The 16,123-nt window shown below is 49.1% G+C and carries 14 protein-coding genes; 5 read left to right on the top strand and 9 right to left on the bottom strand.

The window, feature by feature from the left end; all coding sequences use genetic code 11:
• Window positions 1-8: 8 nt before the first annotated feature.
• Both AADZ70_RS08910 and zapA read right to left on the bottom strand, forming a co-directional pair.
• Window positions 9-542: a CvpA family protein gene (locus AADZ70_RS08910; RefSeq protein ID WP_016938651.1), complete on the bottom strand. Its 534-nt coding sequence runs from the start codon at window positions 540-542 to the stop codon at window positions 9-11.
• 7 nt (window positions 543-549) lie between these two features.
• Window positions 550-807, bottom strand: a complete 258-nt coding sequence (gene zapA, locus AADZ70_RS08915; RefSeq protein ID WP_016938650.1) for a cell division protein ZapA — start codon at window positions 805-807, stop codon at window positions 550-552.
• 133 nt (window positions 808-940) lie between these two features.
• Between zapA and rnhC the strand changes: the two genes are divergently transcribed.
• Window positions 941-1,882 (top strand): ribonuclease HIII, encoded by a 942-nt coding sequence (gene rnhC / locus AADZ70_RS08920; RefSeq protein ID WP_342008001.1) that lies wholly within the window; start codon window positions 941-943, stop codon window positions 1,880-1,882.
• A 36-nt stretch (window positions 1,883-1,918) separates the two neighbouring features.
• Here the strand turns inward: rnhC and pheT are convergent, their stop codons facing one another.
• The 3 genes from pheT to AADZ70_RS08935 all read right to left on the bottom strand — a co-directional run bounded on the left by pheT (window position 1,919) and on the right by AADZ70_RS08935 (window position 6,489).
• Window positions 1,919-4,333 carry a phenylalanine--tRNA ligase subunit beta gene (pheT, locus tag AADZ70_RS08925; protein WP_342008002.1) on the bottom strand — a complete coding sequence of 805 codons (2,415 nt, stop codon included), beginning with the start codon at window positions 4,331-4,333 and terminating at the stop codon, window positions 1,919-1,921.
• Window positions 4,334-4,346: 13 nt separating this feature from the next.
• Window positions 4,347-5,381 (bottom strand): phenylalanine--tRNA ligase subunit alpha, encoded by a 1,035-nt coding sequence (pheS, locus tag AADZ70_RS08930; RefSeq protein WP_016938647.1) that lies wholly within the window; start codon window positions 5,379-5,381, stop codon window positions 4,347-4,349.
• A 361-nt stretch (window positions 5,382-5,742) separates the two neighbouring features.
• Entirely contained in the window at window positions 5,743-6,489 is a 747-nt protein-coding gene (locus AADZ70_RS08935) for an RNA methyltransferase (RefSeq protein ID WP_016938646.1), read from the bottom strand.
• A gap of 121 nt (window positions 6,490-6,610) precedes the next feature.
• Between AADZ70_RS08935 and sspI the strand changes: the two genes are divergently transcribed.
• The 4 genes from sspI (at window position 6,611) to AADZ70_RS08955 (ending at window position 10,810) form a co-directional block, all read left to right on the top strand.
• Entirely contained in the window at window positions 6,611-6,826 is a 216-nt protein-coding gene (gene sspI / locus AADZ70_RS08940; protein WP_003152527.1) for a small acid-soluble spore protein SspI, read from the top strand.
• A 62-nt stretch (window positions 6,827-6,888) separates the two neighbouring features.
• On the top strand, window positions 6,889-7,974 hold the full coding sequence (locus AADZ70_RS08945) for a sugar diacid recognition domain-containing protein (protein ID WP_342008003.1): 1,086 nt from the start codon (window positions 6,889-6,891) through the stop codon (window positions 7,972-7,974).
• A gap of 98 nt (window positions 7,975-8,072) precedes the next feature.
• Entirely contained in the window at window positions 8,073-9,485 is a 1,413-nt protein-coding gene (gene glcD / locus AADZ70_RS08950) for a glycolate oxidase subunit GlcD (RefSeq protein WP_342008004.1), read from the top strand.
• Window positions 9,482-10,810, top strand: coding sequence for a (Fe-S)-binding protein (locus AADZ70_RS08955; RefSeq protein WP_342008005.1), 1,329 nt, complete (start codon window positions 9,482-9,484; stop codon window positions 10,808-10,810). The genes glcD and AADZ70_RS08955 overlap by 4 nt, the downstream gene beginning before the upstream one ends.
• 71 nt (window positions 10,811-10,881) lie before the next feature.
• Here the strand turns inward: AADZ70_RS08955 and cstA are convergent, their stop codons facing one another.
• From cstA to AADZ70_RS08975, 4 genes are all read right to left on the bottom strand, one after another.
• On the bottom strand, window positions 10,882-12,678 hold the full coding sequence (gene cstA / locus AADZ70_RS08960; RefSeq protein WP_342008006.1) for a carbon starvation protein CstA: 1,797 nt from the start codon (window positions 12,676-12,678) through the stop codon (window positions 10,882-10,884).
• A gap of 109 nt (window positions 12,679-12,787) precedes the next feature.
• Entirely contained in the window at window positions 12,788-14,287 is a 1,500-nt protein-coding gene (locus AADZ70_RS08965) for an alpha-N-arabinofuranosidase (protein WP_045925235.1), read from the bottom strand.
• Between the two features lie 18 nt (window positions 14,288-14,305).
• Complete coding sequence (locus tag AADZ70_RS08970; RefSeq protein ID WP_342008007.1) at window positions 14,306-15,151, bottom strand: carbohydrate ABC transporter permease; 846 nt, start codon at window positions 15,149-15,151, stop codon at window positions 14,306-14,308.
• A complete protein-coding gene (locus AADZ70_RS08975) occupies window positions 15,152-16,093 on the bottom strand; it encodes a sugar ABC transporter permease (protein WP_342008008.1) in 942 nt (313 codons plus the stop codon). It abuts the gene before it with no gap.
• Window positions 16,094-16,123: the final 30 nt, after the last annotated feature.

Genomic DNA, 16,123 nt, shown 5'->3' on the forward strand with positions numbered 1-16,123 from the left:
GAAGTTTTTTATGCCCCGTACTGGGCCCACAGTTCTTGCAGGAGCCCAGACAGATACGGCGTATGATGCGTGATGATATTTGCAAGCGTCGATTGTGCGAGCATATCCTGAAGCGCGCTTACCGGCAGTACGGATGCGACGTATAACAGGATAAACGCAAATAAATAGACTTCCAGAAATCCGAGCACCCCGCCAAGCAGTTTGTTGATCTGTTTAATGACCGGAATGCTTGCGATGATATTAAGCGCCGCTCCGATAATCCGAAGCAGAATCTTTGCAATGATAAACAAAATGACAAACGCGATCGCGTTGTAATAAGCCGTCTCTACGTTTCCTTTAATAAAAGAAAGAGCCGTCTGCCCGCCGGAAAAATCAGGCGCGGGTATAAAACTTAAATGCGGGGCCAGATTTTTGTAAAAAAGCGCCGCAAACGCAATCGAGAGGATGAAACTCGTTAAATATATAAATTGGAGGATAAATCCTCTTTTCAATCCAAGCAATGTGCCCATCAAGAGCAAAACTAAGATGATGATATCTATCATATGGTGTTCATTCCTTTTCTTTAAGCTGCCGCTCCAGTAATTCATATTTTTCTTGCAGTTTCATATAATCATGCACGACATTGACCGCAGTCAAAACAGCGAGCTTATTTATATCAAGATATGGATTTTTCTCATTGATTTCTCTCATTTTATCATCAACCATTCCGGCCACATGGCGCATGTGCGCTTTGCTTTCTTCCCCGATAATGGTGAAGTGCTGGCCGTAAATGTTTACTGTCGTTTTGGTTTTTTTGCCGTCAGACAACGTTTCTCCTCCATTCCGCGAGAATCCTAGTTCCTATCATACCACGATTATCGATTGAATGGAAAGACGAGCCTCAGGCTGTTATGATACACTGGTATATACAGTGAAAAGTGCCAAAAAAGGAGATTATATCGTGTCCCATTCTGTTATAAAAGTATCCGCTTCCGCTATAGAACAAATGAAACAATCCTATGCCGGCTCCCTTACTCCGGCCGTTCCGCAGGGCGCCGTCTTCCAGGCTAAGCCGCCGGGCTGTACCATTACAGCCTACCGTTCGGGCAAGGTTCTCTTTCAAGGAAAAAACGCCGGCACAGAAGCGGCCCGCTGGGGAACGACTGAGGCGCCGAAAGCAAAGAAAACCGTCAAAAAAGCGGCCGACCCGCTCTACGCTCCCCCGGCGGGCATTGCGTCCATGTCGGTAATCGGCTCAGATGAGGTCGGAACAGGCGATTACTTCGGACCGATAACGGTTGCCTGCGCCTATGCCGACAAAACAAAGCTTTCTTTAATGAAAGAACTGGGCGTGAAGGATTCGAAAGATTTAAAAGATCCGCAGATTATTGAAATCGCCAAACTGTTAATTAAAACCATTCCTTACAGCCTGCTTGTGTTAAAAAATGAAAAATACAATCAGATGCAGGAAAAAGGCATGAGCCAGGGGAAAATGAAGGCGCTCCTTCATAATCAGGCGATTTCCAATCTGCTGAGGAAAATGAACGGCGTCAAACCGGAAGCGATTCTGATTGACCAATTTGCAGAGCCCGGCATTTATTTTAAGCATCTTTCCGGGCGGGATATCGTAAAAGAAAAAACGTTTTTCAGCACGAAGGCGGAAGGCATACATCTTTCCGTCGCCGCAGCCTCTATCATCGCGCGGTATTCTTTCTTAATTGAAATGGATAAGCTTTCCCGGGAAGCCGGGATGACGATTCCGAAAGGCGCGGGGCCGCACGTCGATGAAGCTGCCGCCAAGCTGATCATCAATAAAGGAGAAGATGCGCTCAGGACGTTCACTAAACTGCATTTTGCCAATACGCAAAAAGCAAAACGCCTTGCAGAACGGAAAAGGTCATAACAAAAAAGCTTGCAGAGTGATCTGCAAGCTTTTTCTTTATCCTCTTAATACGGCCTGATACGTTTCTTCCAGCGCTTTCAGCACGTTTTCGTGGACTTTTGTCACTTCTTCTTCTGTCAAGGTTTGTTCAGGGTTGACATATTGAAGCGAGAAGGCGACGGATTTTTTGCCCTCTTCCATATGCTCACCTTCGTACACATCAAATACGGTGACTTCTTTCAATAGGGCGCCGCCGGCTTCTTTGATCACGGCCTCGAGCTGTCCGCTTGTGACGGTTTTATCTGCAACAAGCGCAATGTCGCGTGTGACGGACGGGTACTTCGGAATCGCCGTGTACACGACAGGTTCTGTTTTCTCAGTCAGAAGCGCGTGCAGATCAAGCTCGAACACATACGTTTCTTTGATATCCAGCTCTTTTTCCATTGCCGGGTGCACCTGTCCGATAAATCCGGCAAGTGAGCCGTTCAAAAGAATGTTTGCGGTCCGGCCGGGATGCATGTTTTTGCGTTCTGACTGGACAAATTCAATCCGGTCTGACACATTCAATTGATGCAGCAGGCCTTCAACGATTCCTTTGACGACGAAGAAATCAACCGGTTTTTTCTCACCCTGCCATAGGTTTTTGCGCCATAATCCGGTTACGGCTCCGGCAACCCGTTCTTTTTCAACCGGTTTTGTGTTTTCTTCCTTCGTCAGAAATACAGAACCCGTTTCGTATAAAGCAACGGAATCAGTCTGTCTGGCCAGATTGTATGAAACGGCTTCAAGCAGATTCGGCACGAGGCTGTGTCTGAGAATGCTTCTTTCTTCGCTCATCGGCAGAGCAAGCATCGTATTGAATGATTTTTCGATCGCAAAAGCGGCCGCTTTTTTATCATTCGTCAATGAATATGTGGTCGCTTGTGAAAGACCCGCTCCTTCAAGGAAACGTCTCACTTTCCGGCGTTTTGCCTGATACGGTGTCAAGCCGCCTGTCGTGCCGGCCGTTTCCGGAAGCGTGGACGGAATATTGTCATACCCGTACAGTCTTGCCGCTTCTTCAATCAGGTCCTCTTCGATTTTAATATCTCCGCGGCGTGACGGCACCGTTACGACCAGAACATCTTTTGCTTCACCGACTGCAAAACCGAGGCGCTTGTAAATGCTGATGATTTCTTCTTTAGTGATTGTCATGCCGAGCACGGCGTTCACTTTGTCAACAGATACATGAATGTTGTTCGCTTCGATTTCCAGATGGTTTTCTTCGACCGTGCCTGAGAGCACTTCTCCGCCGGCATACGCCTGAATGAGGCTGCAGGCCCGTTCAGCCGCCAGCAGAACGCGTGCCGGGTCAATGCCTTTTTCATATCTGGCGCTCGCTTCGCTTCTCAGCCCGAGGTCTCTCGACGCTTTGCGGACGGTCTGTCCGTCGAAATAAGCGGCTTCCAGTAAAATCGCGGTGGTGTCTTCACGGACTTCAGATTCTGCTCCGCCCATGACTCCCGCAACGGCTTGCGCTTTTTCTCCGTTCGTGATGACCAAATGGCTGCTTGACAGCTTGCGCTCCTGTTCATCCAGCGTCACGATGGTTTCGTTTTCCGCCGCTTTTCTGACGACGACCTCTTTTGAACCGAACCGGTCGTAATCGAAAGCGTGAAGCGGCTGGCCGTACTCAAGCAGGACGAAGTTTGTGATGTCCACAACATTATTGTGCGGGCGGATGCCTGCATTCATCAGCTTCGTCTGCATCCAAAGCGGAGACGGGCCGATTTTGACGTTTTTAATGATTTTTGCGGCATAATGCGGATTGGCCTGCGTATCTTCAATTTTGACGGAAACAGCGTCCGCTGCTTTTTCTGCCGCTTTTTCATATGAAGTCTCCGGAAGCTTTACCTCGGTGCCGAGAATAGCCGCAACTTCATAAGCCACACCAAGCATGTTCATTGCGTCGGCGCGGTTCGGCGTTAAGCCCAATTCTAAAATCGCATCATCAAGCTGAAGGGCTGCCATTGCGTCAGCTCCCGTTTCAGCATCATTCGGAAACACGAAAATGCCTTCCGCATATTCTTTCGCCACGAGCTTGCTTTCAATGCCGAGCTCCTGGAGAGAACAGATCATGCCGTGAGACGCTTCGCCGCGCAGCTTGGCTTTTTTAATTTTGAAATTGCCGGGAAGAACGGCACCGACTGTTGCAACGGCAACCTTCTGTCCTTTATCAACATTCGGGGCGCCGCAGATAATCTGAACGGGTTCCTCCGCACCGATATCGACAAGGCATTTGTTGAGTTTGTCGGCATTCGGGTGCTGTTCACGCTCAAGCACGTGTCCGATGACAACGCCTTTTACGCCTTCCCCTTTATACTCGATACCCTCAACTTCAATACCGGCTCTCGTAATTTTTTCTGCAAGCACGGCCGGGTCGATTCCCTGCAAGTCAACGTAATCTTCTAACCATTTATATGAAACAAACATGTGTATCCTCCTCTTACGCCTGTTTAAACTGCGAAATGAATCTGACATCATTGGTATAGAAATGGCGGATATCTTCAATGCCGTATTTCAGCATTGCGATACGTTCCACACCCATTCCGAAAGCAAAGCCCTGGTATTCCTCAGGATTGAATCCGGCCATTTTCAGCACGTTCGGGTGAATCATGCCGGCGCCGAGAATTTCGATCCAGCCCGTTTTTTTGCAGACGGAACAGCCTTGTCCGCCGCACTTAAAGCAGGTCACATCCACCTCGACAGAAGGTTCAGTGAATGGGAAAAAGCTCGGACGGAGCCTGATTTCACGGTCTTGGCCGAACATTTTTTTGGCGACCAATTCAAGCGTGCCTTTCAGATCGCTCATGCTGATTTTGCGATCCACGACGAGACCCTCAATCTGCATGAACTGGTGGGAATGTGTCGCGTCATCGTTGTCGCGGCGATACACTTTTCCGGGACAAATGATTTTGACGGGGCCTTTGCCTTTATGCTTTTCCATCGTGCGCGTCTGCACCGGTGACGTCTGCGTTCTCATCAGCATTTCTTCTGTAATGTAAAAGCTGTCCTGCATGTCACGGGCCGGGTGCTCCTTCGGCAGATTCAGCGCCTCAAAGTTGTAATAATCCGTTTCCACTTCAGGACCTTCTTCGATGGTATACCCCATGCCGATAAATAAATCTTCAATTTCTTCAATAACGACCGTCAGCGGATGGCGCCCGCCGATGTTTACCTGACTGCCCGGCAATGTGACGTCAATCGTCTGGCTGCTGAGTTTTTTATTCATCTCTTCTTGTTCAAGCTGTTCATTTTTCGCCGTAATGGCTGCTGCAATGCGCTCTCTCACTTCATTGGCGAGCGCTCCCATTTTCGGGCGTTCTTCGGCGGACAGTTTGCCCATGCCGCGGAGAACTTCTGTAATCGGCCCTTTTTTTCCGAGATATTGCACCCGAATGTCGTTAACTTCTTTTAATGAACCTGCCGCTTCTACTTTTTCTGCAGCTTCCAGTTCGAGCTGTTTAAGCTTCTCTTCCATCATGCATCCTCCTTTTATGTAAACCAAACCGTTCTATGCCTTTTTCAGAAAACAAAAAAACCCGCCCCTTGAGAGAAGGGACGAGTTGTGGCCGCGGTACCACCCTTTTTAAGGCAGACTTCATCTGCCGACAGCTTCATTGACATAACGGAAACGATCGTTCCGGTTCACCTTTACGCGCGTTTGGCGCGGTCCCGGTGACAACTCGAGAGGTGAAAATCAATTTCTGTGCTGCGATAAAAATGCTTTCAGTCGGCGGCATTTTCTCCCTGGAAGGCAGCTTGTGAAAAAATTGACGTCCTCTGTCACGGTTTTTACATTATTGCTATCTATTATAGTGAAATTCGCGGCTTTGCGCAACCTATCCTCTGAGATGATAGACGAGGATGGCGGCCGCCACCGCCACATTCAGCGACTCCGCCTGTCCGTACAGCGGAACGTACAGGTTGAGATCCGTTTTTTGCAGAAGGCCGGCGTCCACTCCCGCTCCCTCGTTCCCGACGATTAACGCGAACGATTCTTCAGGCTTCACGCTTTGATAAGCCGCACCGTTTTCAAGCGCCGTGCCGTAGATCGCGACGCCTTGCGATTTCAGCTCATCGGTAAACTCGTCGAGCGGACGTTTCAAAATGGGAATATGAAAGTGAGATCCTTGGGCTGAACGCAGCGTTTTTCCGTTGTATGGATCTGCCGTTCCCTCACCAAGGACAACGGCGTCGATCCCCGCCGCATCTGCCGTTCTGATCATTGTTCCTAAATTCCCCGGATCCTGCACGGCATCAAGCAGAAGCAGCCGCTTCAGCCGGTCAGGCTTCTCGTCCGGCATATGGCAGACTGCGGCAATCTGCTGCGGCGTTTCCGTTTCCGTCACGGCTGAAAACGCATCTTCGCTCAGCACATAGCACGGAATGCTCATGTCCAGATCGGCCGGGATGGCGCTCTCATCTTTTACGAGAATTTCTTTTACCGTTCCCTTTGACTTGAGCGCTTCTTCTGCCAGATGCTCTCCTTCTATCAGAAATGTATTCGTTTTATGTCTCTCTTTTTTTGTGTGAAGTTTTTTCCAGTCCTTCACTTTTTGGTTTTTTGCCGAGTCAATTCGTTTCACTTTATTTCTGCGCTCTCCTTTTTTCATGCATGTTGTTATTATATCTCAAGAACAGCACATAATAAACCGCGTGCGCGGTAAGAATATGCGTATCACATTCAGGAAAAAAGGAGCGGTTGTAATGGATCTTAATTTACGCAACGCCGTTATTGCCAATGTGACCGGCAATAACCAGGATCAGCTGGAGCATACTATCGTTGACGCCATCCAAAGCGGTGAAGAAAAAATGCTTCCGGGTCTCGGTGTCTTATTCGAAGTTCTTTGGCAGCATGCGTCAGACTCAGAAAAAAATGAAATGCTCAAAACACTTGAAGGCGGATTAAAACCTGCGCAATAAGCATGAAACCGGGTGAAGGCACACCCGGTTTTTTTGTATAATAATGGCGAGGGGGATCGCCAATGCAGTTACAGCCGGAACTGGCAAAAAAATTGATTGCCGAAGTCAAACATATGTACAGCCGCGAAGTGATTATTGCCGATACAAAAGGAATGATCATCGCGGGCACCAACGCTGCGCGCGCCGGATGTTTTCATGAAGGAGCTCTGATCTGCGCGCGGGAAAAACGGAATGTCATCATTACGAAAGAAGATGAAAAACGGCTCGAGGGCGTAAAAGCAGGATTAAACCTCCCCGTTTTTTCGGGTCATGAGGTGATCGGAGTATTCGGTCTGACAGGAAACCCTGACGATATCCTGCCTTTCGGGGAATTGCTCAGAAAAATGACGGAACTTTTTATAAAAGAAACGCGCCACCTGGAAGAAGTGCAATGGCGTGAGAGAATGCTTGAATCCTTTATGGTGGATTGGCTGCAGTTAAAAGAATGGTCCCCGGGTTTTTTAGAAAAAGCAAAGCTCCTTGCAGCAGACCTTCATTCGCAACGCCGAATCATACTCATTCAAGGCCGTTATGAGCAATATGAAGCAGAAGAGCTCGGGCGCCTCTGGCAAAGTGAATACCCTGGAGACCTGTTTGTCCGCTGGGGAAATGAACGTATTCTCATTAATCATGAAACAAACTCGGATTCTAAGGAGAAGCTCATCAAAAGAATGAACACTGTTTTTGGGCATCCTGTCACGGCCGGCATCGGACGGATCGTTCCGGGAGAACGCCTGACGGAATCATACGGACAGGCGGAGAAAGCTCTTTCGGCGGGCGCTATTGGTAAGCAGGCCGTCTTTGAAGAAGATTTAAAACTGGATATGTGTCTTGCCGATATTGCGCCCGGCACACGGTCTGAATTTTCACGGCGGGTTCTCGAGCATGTGCTCGGCCGTGAAGAACTTCTGGATACGCTGCGCGCCTTTTTCGACCGGCAGTTATCGTTAAAGCGCACCGCTGATGACATGCATATTCATATTAATACGCTGCGCTACCGTCTTTCCAAACTGGAATCACTGACAAATATGAAGCTTGACCGCCCTGAAGACATAACGGCTTTTTATTTGGCGCTTCGCTTTTTAGATCAACATACAAAAAACACGTGATATCACCATCATTTTTCATCTATTTCTCCATAGTTTACGAAATCATTTTTCTTTACAATTAAATGAAAACGCTTTTCTAATCGGGAGGTTGGGAGAATATGATTTCACGAGAGGCAAAGGAACAGTTCATCCGGGCGGTCGGGAAGGAGAATTATGATGATTCGGCGGCTGGCCGTCTTGTGTATTCGTACGATGCGGCCCCTCAGCTGCAAGCCATGCCGGATGCGGTAATCGCCCCCCGCTGTTCGGATGACGTGTCCCGTATATTAACGATTTGCAGCAGGCATGACATTCCGATCGTTCCGAGGGGTTCAGGCACAAACTTATGCGGCGGCACATGTCCGTCTGAGGGCGGTCTTGTTCTTTTATTCAAACATATGAACCGAATTCTTGAAATTGATGAGGAAAATTTGACGGCAACCGTCCAGCCGGGCGTGATCACGCAAGATATGATTCATGCGGTTGAACGGAAAGGGTTATTTTATCCGCCTGATCCGAGCAGCATGAAAATATCGACGATCGGCGGAAATATTAATGAAAATTCCGGCGGACTGCGCGGCCTGAAGTACGGTGTCACCCGGGATTATGTCCTCGGCCTTGAAGCCGTCTTGGCTTCAGGCGATATCATCCGCACAGGAGGAAAGCTGACAAAGGATGTCGCCGGTTATGATCTGACCCGGCTTTTCGTCGGATCAGAGGGGACGCTCGGTGTTGTGACGGAAGCGACTTTAAAGCTTGTTCCGAAGCCGGAAACGAAAAAAACGCTGCTCGCACTCTATGAACATATTGAAGCGGCTGCAGAATCGGTTTCTGCCATCATCGCTGAAAAAATCATTCCGGCGACACTCGAATTTCTGGATCAGCTGACACTGCAGGTCATTGAAGATTACGCCAAGATCGGGCTTCCGACAGACGCAAAAGCCGTACTGCTGATCGAACAGGACGGTGACAGCGACACGGTCAGACGCGATATGGAAAAAATCGAAGCCATCTGTAAAAACGGAGCCGCCGTATCCGTCCAAACGGCTGAAACCGAGGAGGAAGCATTCGCCCTTACAGAGGCCAGACGGTCCGCACTATCAGCTCTCGCCAGACTGAAACCGACGACGATTCTGGAAGATGCAACCGTGCCGAGATCACAAATTGCCAATATGGTCAGAGCCATTAACGAGATTGCAGAAACATACGGCTTGTCCATCTGCACATTCGGCCATGCAGGCGACGGCAACCTCCATCCGACGTGCACCACCGATATCCGAAATACAGAGGAGATGGAACGTGTCGAAAAAGCCTTTGCCGCCATTTTTGAGAAAGCGATTGAGCTGGGAGGAACGATAACAGGTGAACATGGGGTCGGCATCGTAAAAGCGCCGTATTTAGAAATGAAGCTGAAAACAGAAGGCATCACCGCCATGAAAGCGATCAAACAAGCGCTTGATCCCCAAAACCTGCTGAATCCGGGGAAAATATTCGCCAATTCGTCAAGGAAACGCGTGGTGGTGATGAAATGACAACGGCTAAAGAGCAGAAACAAATTCAAACAGAATTCAAAAACCGCATGGATGAAGGTGAATTGCTGAACTGTATGCGCTGCGGCTTCTGCCTTCCTTCCTGTCCGACCTATATCGAATCGGGATTTCAAGAATCCCATTCGCCGCGCGGCCGGATCGCCCTGATGAAAGCCGTCACAGACGGACTGATCGAGCCGGATGAAGATGTCGAGCGCTCACTTTCGCTGTGTCTCGGCTGCCGGGCATGCGAGCCCCTTTGTCCGGCAGGAGTCAATTACGGACAGCTGCTTGAAGAAGCAAGGGATATCATTCATCAAAATAAAAAACATAAGCCGGGCGTGCGCCTCTTGCGGAAAGCAGCATTTACCGGGCTTTTTCCCCATCAAAACCGCATGCGGACAGCGGCGAATCTTCTCGGTATATACCAAAGATCAGGACTGCAGACCGCCGTCAGAAAAACCGGTATGCTGCGCGTTTTGCCTGAGCATCTGCGTACAATGGAACAAGTGCTCCCGCCCGTCCCGAAATGGAAAGACATGAAGAAACGGCCCCGTTTTCTTCCCGCCTCGGGTCCCGTTCAAAAACGGGCCGCTTTTTTCTCGGGCTGTTTAATGGATACGATGTTTTTAGCAACAAATCATGCGACAACGGCGCTTTTACAGGCGGCCGGATGTGAAATCGCGGTTCCGGAAGGTCAGGCGTGCTGCGGCGCGCTTCACGGGCACAGCGGAGAAAAAGAGACGGGAAAAGAACTGGCCAAGCGGAATATCGCGGCTTTTGAAGCGCTTGACGCAGATTATATCATTACAAACGCCGGCGGATGCGGCGCCTTTCTTCAGGAATATCCGCATTTGCTGAAGGATGAACCTGAATGGGCGGATCGTGCCGAACAATTCGTCCGGAAGCTCAAAGACTTTTCATCCGTACTGGTTGAACTGAAGTTCCATCAAAGGAACCTTCAGGCGCAATCCCCTCATATCGTCACATATCAGGACTCCTGCCATCTCCGCAATGTGATGCATACGTCAGAGGAACCGCGCATGCTTTTGAAAGGCATTAAAGGGGCTGAGTACAGAGAAATGGAAAAGGCCGACAGCTGCTGCGGGTCGGCGGGAATTTATAATATAACAGAATCAGAGATGTCTATGAAAATATTAGACAGCAAGATGAAAGCCGCCGGAAAAACGGAAGCAACCGTCATCGTGACAGCCAACCCAGGATGCCTTTTGCAAATGCAGCTCGGCATTTTGCGCGAAGGATTAACAGACCGTGTCCGCGCGGTCCATTTGGCGGATTACCTTTTGGAAGCGGCGGATTTGTCATAAACGGAAAAAGCAGAGAGACCGAACGGCTCTCTGCTTTTATGATGCTGCAAGTTTTACAGTTCGGGGCAGATTTATCCGGGTATTGAAGCTTCCAATCTGGCACTCGGATCACGCCAAATGTTTGCCCATTTTTTCACAGCCGCCATGATAATCACAAACCCGAGAATGAGCATGATAATGGATAAAACGCCATTCAGCACATTGTATCCCGCCGCTTCGGGATTCAAATACACATACCGCACCATCCAATAACCCGCATAGTTGACGGTCACGTACAAATAAGCGAGAGGAATCAGGCATGTCAGCATATAACGCCGCTTATCGGCTATCTTCAATACGACAGTCGCACCGATGATTAATCCGACGGACGCCATAAGCTGATTGGACACGCCGAACAGCGCCCAAATGGAGCTGATGTCGTCCGAATACAGAAGATAGCCCCACAGCAGGCAGGCGAGCGCGCTTGAGAAAATCGAGCCCGGCAGCCAGTCTGTTTTTTTCAGCGGCTTATACACCTCTCCGAAAAACTCCTGGATCAAGTAGCGGGCGACACGGGTTCCCGCATCAATCGCCGTTAAAATAAACACCGCTTCAAACATAATGACAAATTGAAAAAAGTATGAAGCCAAATGACTGAAAAACGGAATCTCCGTAAAGATATACGTCATTCCGACGGCAAGCGTAACAGCGCCGCCCGTTCTTCCTTCCAGACTGAGCCCGATTTCTTTGCTCAATTCAGGCAGATGGACGACATTCATCCCAAGGGCGCGGAAAATTTCCGGCGTGCTGTTAATGGCAAAATAATCGGCTGGCTCAAGTGCGGCGGCTGCTATGAGCGCCATAATCCCGACGAGACATTCGACAAGCATCGCTCCGAAAGCAACCGGCTTTATATCACTCCATTTATCCAGCATTTTCGGCGTTGTGCCGGAACCGACAAACGCATGAAAGCCTGAAATGGCGCCGCAGGCAATCGTTATTGAAATAAACGGCCAGACAGGTCCCGCGATCACCGGTCCGCCGCCGTGAATGAACTCCGTTACGGCCGGGAATTTAACGGCTGGATTAACGAAAAAGACTCCGACGATCAAAGCGGCAAATACCCCGATTTTCATAAAACTGCTTAAATAGTCACGCGGGGCAAGCAAAAGCCAAACCGGAAGCGCCGCGGCGAAAAAAGCATAGACGGGAAGCGCCACCGCGAGTGTTTTCGCATCCAACGTCAGCATGTCGCCGAGAGCCGTTGTCTGCAGCCGCGGCCCGATCACAACGCCGGCCATTAACAAAAGAAAACCGACAGTTGATGCAAGTTTGAGATTGCCCGTTTTTTTATAGTAGACGCCGACCCCCATCGCGATCGGAATCGTAATCCCCACCGCAAACGTTCCCCACGGGTTTTTCTCAAGTGCGTGCAGCACAACCATGGACAGCCCCGCCATCGTGATCGTAATGATAAACAGCATCGAAAGACCCGTGCAAAAGCCCGCCACCGGGCCGAGCTCTTCTTTGGCGACTTCAGAAAGCGTTTTCCCGTTTTTCCGCATAGATGCAAACAATACGACAATATCGTGCACGGCTCCCCCGATCACCGCCCCGATTAACAGCCATAAAAGCCCGGGCAGATAGCCGAACTGAGCTGCGAGAATCGGTCCGACAAGCGGGCCGGCAGCGGCGATTGCCGCGAAATGGTGGCCGAATGACACCCATTTATTCGTCGGCACATAATCTTTCCCATCCTCAAGCACATGGGCCGGAGTCGGTGTCTGATCATTGATTTTTAATACTTTGACCATCATAAAGGTACCGTAAAGCCGATAGGCGATCGCCAAAATGCATATAGACGCTATGACGATTGTAATCGCATTCATTTAATCCCAGCCCCTTTTCTCTTTTTCTAAATATTATCACAATTATCAGATAACGGGAGATGATTTGTGCGTAAAAAAAGCCGGCGGCGCAGCCCGGCTTTTCGGAACATTATTTTCCTGATAAACGGATGACATTCCATGACAGCGGCGTAAAATGAGCCGTTATCCCTTCAGCGTTTGCGGAAGACGTTCCGTTTGAGTGAGGCATAACTTCTTTTCTGTTTTTTTGATTGGTCGCTTTCATATCCTGATGCTCCAGCACGATATGCTCAATGATGCGGTAATCTTCAAACCCTCTCAGTTTGATCTCCGTTTCTATCGGTTCCTTGCTTTTGTTGACCGCAAAAATGGTCAGGGCTTCATCCTCTTCACGGTAAACGGCTGCGGCATCAACATACGGCACATCCGTAAAATCCGCTGAGTCGTATTTCGGGGAGGTAATCAGCAGCTTCATCGAAGTCCCTCTCCCGTAGACAGAGGCGTGCATGTAAGGATAAAAGATCGGCTGCCTCCATGCTTCTCCGCCCTTTTCAGTCATGATAGGCGCAATCACGTTGACAAGCTGGGCAAGACAGGCGATCTTTAGTCTGTCCGCATGCTGCAGCATCGTAATCAGCAATGAACCGATCAACAGCGCATCTTCAAAATTGTAGATGTCTTCCAGAATCGGCCGGGCCGTAATCCATGGCTCCACTTTTTTATCCGCTTCATTTGAGTGATACCACACATTCCATTCATCTAAAGAAAGGTGAATCGTTTTTTTGCTGCGTTTTTTCGCTTTCATATAATCACATACGGCTGTGACGGATTTGATAAAATGGTCTAAATCCATCGACTTCGCCAAATAGTTTTCAAGATCATTTTCATGGTTGCCGTAATACGTATGCAGTGAGATGTAATCCACATGCTCATACGTATGCTCAAGCACCTCCGCCTCCCATTCGATGAAGGTCGGCATGCCGCTGTTTGAGCTTCCGCAGGCCACCAATTCGATCGTCGGGTCCGTCCATTTCATCACTTTTGCCGTTTCAGCGGCGAGCCGTCCGTATTCATGCGCCGTTTTGTGCCCGATCTGCCAAGGGCCGTCCATCTCATTTCCTAAGCACCACGTTTTTATGCCGTAAGGTTTTTCATAGCCGTGCGATTTTCGTAAGTCGCTCCAGTATGACCCTTCAGGATGGTTGCAGTACTCGACGAGGTTCCGGGCGGCATCGATTCCTCTCGTCCCGAGATTGACCGCCATATTCACTTCGGCGTTCACTTTTTTTGCCCACGTTAAAAATTCATTCGTCCCGACTTCGTTCGTTTCTGTCGTCTGCCATGCCAGATCAAGCCTCCGCGGTCGGTCCTTCACCGGTCCGACGCCGTCTTCCCAATTGTAGCCCGAGAGAAAATTCCCTCCAGGATAGCGGATGAACGGCACTTGCAATTCCTTGATTAACTCCTGTACGTCTGTTCTGAACCCGTCCTTGTCGGCTTTCGGGTGTCCTGGCTCATAAATGCCTTCATACACCGCCCGGCCCATATGTTCTATAAATGATCCGTACATCCGTTTGTCCACTTCACCGATGATATATTCTTTATCTGCTTTAATTCCCGCTTTTTTCATTATGTTTCCTCCCTCTCTCTATCCCTTCACTCCGCCGACTGTCAGGCCGGAAATAAAGTATTTTTGGAAAAACAAGAATATGATAATCACCGGCAGTATCGCAAAAACGGAACCGGAGATCAGCATGTCATAGTTGTTGCCGTACGGACTCAGCAGCCCTGACAGTCCGATTGGAAGCGTAAACATTTCTTTCGACCGAAGCACGATCAGCGGCCATAAAAAGTTATTCCAGCTGTTTAAAGATTGGAGAATGATCATTGCTCCGAATGCCGGTTTCATGAGGGGCGCCATAATTCTGAAGAAAATGCTGAATTCCGTGCAGCCATCCATTCTCGCTGAATCGAGCAGATCCCTCGGAAGGCCGAGTGCGTATTGCCTGAAAAAGAACACGGCGACAGGCGACACAATAAACGGCAGAATCACCCCCGTATAAGAATCAATCAAATGAAGCCCCACCGTCAGTTTAAATAACGGAAGCATCATCACTTCCAGAGGCACCATCATAATGATCAGCACAAGAACGAAAATAACATTTCGGCCTTTAAACTCGTACACACCGAGTCCGTAGCCGATCATTGAGGAAAAAAACAGTGTGAGCACCGTGGTGAGAACGCCGAGCAGCAGGCTGTTAAAAAACCACTTAAAATAAATGCTTCCCCCGTTGAACAAATACGTGTAGTTATCAAGGCTCATCACATCCGGATCAAGACGCAGATTCAGTCCGATGCGCATCAGCTCAGATGACGGCTTTAATGAACCGAGCAATAGGCAGATCATCGGAAAGATATACAGCAGGCTCAGCATGATAAAAAACAAGGTAAACGCGACTCTGTACACGGAAAACATGTGATTGTTACGCACCATCTATCCCTCCCCTTTAAACGAACCGGACAGTTTCAGCGACACAAGGCTGACAAGTAAGATGACAAGCAAAAGGACAATTCCGATGGCGGCCCCGTACCCCATTTCGTTGTACGCAAGCCCCTGCTGATATAAATAACCGACAAGCGTGAGGCCGATATTGCCCGGGGAATTATTCTGCCAAAGCACATAGCTTTCCTCAAACATTCTGAAACCGCCGATAATACTGATCGTTAACACATAAACCGATACCGGCTTTAAAAACGGGAGGGTAATATGCCGGAACTTTTTCCACGTACTCGCCCCGTCAATTTCAGCCGCCTCATATAATTCTTTCGGCACGTTTTGCAATCCGGCCAGAAAATAAAGAATGTTAATGCCCATCCATCTCCATGAGGCTAGCAGCACCATTAAAAACATGCCGGTTCCTTTGTTATTGAGCCAGTTTTGAGGCGATACGCCAAGCTTCATCATCAGCTCGTTTGCCAGCGACGTATTCATTTCTCCGAACATCAGCCGGAATATAATCCCCGCGACGATCGTCGATGTCAAAGCCGGTACGAACAGTGCCGATTTAAACACATTTCTGAATCTGACGAGCTTCGAATTCAGAATCACCGCCAAAAGAAGCGGCACCGGAATCAGCACGATCAGCGTCCAGAAGGTATATTCCAATGTATTAAACAGTGCGGTGTAAAAGGTTGGATTAAGAAGAGAGGTGTAATTGGAAAACCCGACAAATGCAGCTTCTCCCGGCAGTATCCGCTGAAAGCTCATGATAAACACGCTGATGATCGGATACAAAAAGAAAACGAGAAACGAAATGATAAAAGGCGCCGTAAAAAGATAAGGCGCCGCTTTTTTGGAATACAGCACATTGCGCCGGCGCGGCTTCTTCCGGGCTGCGGAAACGGTTTGCGCTGCCTCCGTCTTTACAGGTATCATAAAAGCTCCCCCGCTTTCTCCGTTAAAATG

Origin of the sequence: Bacillus sp. YBsi01, from assembly GCF_038406745.1 — a bacterium.
Taxonomy (GTDB): Bacteria; Bacillota; Bacilli; order Bacillales; family Bacillaceae; genus Bacillus; species Bacillus siamensis.

What these genes read in the sequence shown, in the direction of transcription:
- pheT (WP_342008002.1), bottom strand. Translation starts at nt 4,333, where the DNA reads ATGTTTGTTTCATATAAATGGTTAGAAGATTACGTTGACTTGCAGGGA.
- pheS (WP_016938647.1), bottom strand. Translation starts at nt 5,381, where the DNA reads ATGGAAGAGAAGCTTAAACAGCTCGAACTGGAAGCTGCAGAAAAAGTA.
- AADZ70_RS08945 (WP_342008003.1), top strand. Translation starts at nt 6,889, where the DNA reads ATGCAGTTACAGCCGGAACTGGCAAAAAAATTGATTGCCGAAGTCAAA.
- AADZ70_RS08955 (WP_342008005.1), top strand. Translation starts at nt 9,482, where the DNA reads ATGACAACGGCTAAAGAGCAGAAACAAATTCAAACAGAATTCAAAAAC.
- AADZ70_RS08975 (WP_342008008.1), bottom strand. Translation starts at nt 16,093, where the DNA reads ATGATACCTGTAAAGACGGAGGCAGCGCAAACCGTTTCCGCAGCCCGG.
- AADZ70_RS08910 (WP_016938651.1), bottom strand. Translation starts at nt 542, where the DNA reads ATGATAGATATCATCATCTTAGTTTTGCTCTTGATGGGCACATTGCTT.
- sspI (WP_003152527.1), top strand. Translation starts at nt 6,611, where the DNA reads ATGGATCTTAATTTACGCAACGCCGTTATTGCCAATGTGACCGGCAAT.
- glcD (WP_342008004.1), top strand. Translation starts at nt 8,073, where the DNA reads ATGATTTCACGAGAGGCAAAGGAACAGTTCATCCGGGCGGTCGGGAAG.
- cstA (WP_342008006.1), bottom strand. Translation starts at nt 12,678, where the DNA reads ATGAATGCGATTACAATCGTCATAGCGTCTATATGCATTTTGGCGATC.
- AADZ70_RS08970 (WP_342008007.1), bottom strand. Translation starts at nt 15,151, where the DNA reads ATGGTGCGTAACAATCACATGTTTTCCGTGTACAGAGTCGCGTTTACC.
- AADZ70_RS08965 (WP_045925235.1), bottom strand. Translation starts at nt 14,287, where the DNA reads ATGAAAAAAGCGGGAATTAAAGCAGATAAAGAATATATCATCGGTGAA.